At 77.4% G+C, this 1,603-nt stretch carries 1 protein-coding gene; it reads right to left on the reverse strand.

Features of this window, described 5'->3' with window-relative positions; translation table 11 throughout:
• On the reverse strand, positions 1-1,470 hold a 1,470-nt coding region (locus AC5LSR_RS19215; RefSeq protein ID WP_493468760.1), incomplete at its 3' end, for an FAD-binding oxidoreductase.
• Between the last annotated feature and the right edge of the window lie 133 nt (positions 1,471-1,603).

A 1,603-nucleotide genomic window follows, 5' to 3' on the forward strand; every position in this document is an offset into this window, starting at 1 on the left:
CCCGCCAGCCTGGCCGACAGCTCCCCCGCCAGCCTGGCCGACAGCTCCCCCGCCAGCCTGGCCGACAGCTCCCCCGCCAGCCTGGCCGACAGCTCCCCCGCCAGCCTGGCCGACGGTTGCCCCCGCGGGCCGGGCGGCGGCCTGTTCCGCGGCCAGGGCGGCGACGAGGGTGTCGCGTACCCGGGTGTAAAGGCCCGGCAGGGCCGACCAGAACCCGGCCGTCTCCAGTGTCTCGGCGAACATGCCGGCGTCCAGCAGGGCGTCCCGCAGGTACGGGCCGTGGAAGCGGCCGCGCTCCCACTGCGCGCCGGCCTCTGCCCCCAGCGGGACCCCGCCGGCCGCGCCCAGCACCTCGGCGGCCGCGGCCCGGCGCGCGGCGACCCACCCGGCCTCGCCCTCGTAGCCGGCGATCAGCCGGCAGCCGCCCGCGTCGGCGCCGAGGCCACCGCCGGCGAGCCCGGCGGCCGTCTCGGCCTCGTCCGACAGGCGGGCGACCGTCGGGAGCAGGTCCCGCTGTGCCAGCTCGCGCAGCGCCGCCGTCCCCGCGGCGAAGCCCGCCAGCCGCCAGCCCTCGTAGTGGGTCACCGCGGGCAGCGGCCGGACCCGCAGCCGCAGCCGCGTGATCACCCCGAAGGCCCCTTCGGAGCCGAGCACGAGCTGCCGCAGGTCGGGCCCGGCCGCGGACGCCGGGGCGTGGCCGAGCTCCCAGGTGCCGGCCGGGGTGGCGACCCGCAGGCCGACGACCAGGCTGTCGAACCGGCCGTAGCCCGCGGACGCCTGGCCGCTGGAGCGGGTCGCGGCGAACCCACCGACGCTGGCGTACTCCCACGACTGCGGACGGTGACCAAGGGTGAAGCCGTGGGCGGCAAGGGCGGCCTCCAGGTCCGGGCCGCGCAGACCGGGCTCGCAGGTGGCGATCTGTGACTCGGCGTCGACGGCCACCAGCCGGTCCAGCCGCGCCAGGTCGAGCGCGACGACGCCGGCGAACCCGTCCCTTGCCGGGGCCAGGCCGCCGACCACCGACGTCCCGCCACCGAAGGGCACCACCGCCAGCCGCCACCGGGCGCACACCCGCAGCACCGCGAGCACCTGCTCGTGATCGGCCGGCAGGACGACGGCGTCGGGGGCGTCGAGGGCGTCACCGGCCCGCAGGCGCAGCAGGTCGGCGGTGGAGCGGCCCCGGCAGTGCCGGACGCGGCTGCCGGCGTCCACCCGCACCCACGCCAGCCCGACCACGTCGGCCAGCGCCTCGCCCGCCTCGACGGACAGTGACGACGGCGGCAGTCGCAGCTCGTCCGGCGCCACCGGCGGGGTGTCCCGGCGGGCGACCCCGAAAGCCGTCTCCAGCAGGGAACGGATGTCCTCGGCCAGCGGCGTGTGCACCTCGGGGGCGCCCCAGCCCCACCAGACCGTCTCGTTACCATTAGTTGTCGAAGCCGTCACCACATACACTGTGACAGATGTCGTCACAGCACCACCGTGACAACCGTCGTGACACGTTGGACGCGCCGTCCCACCGGCAGTCCACCACCGCCGCCGGCCAGATGACGTCGCCATCCCGGCCCGCCCCACAGCCCGCCGCACCGCCACCGCCCTGCCAGGC

The organism is Protofrankia sp. CiP1_Cm_nod4, assembly GCF_982290645.1.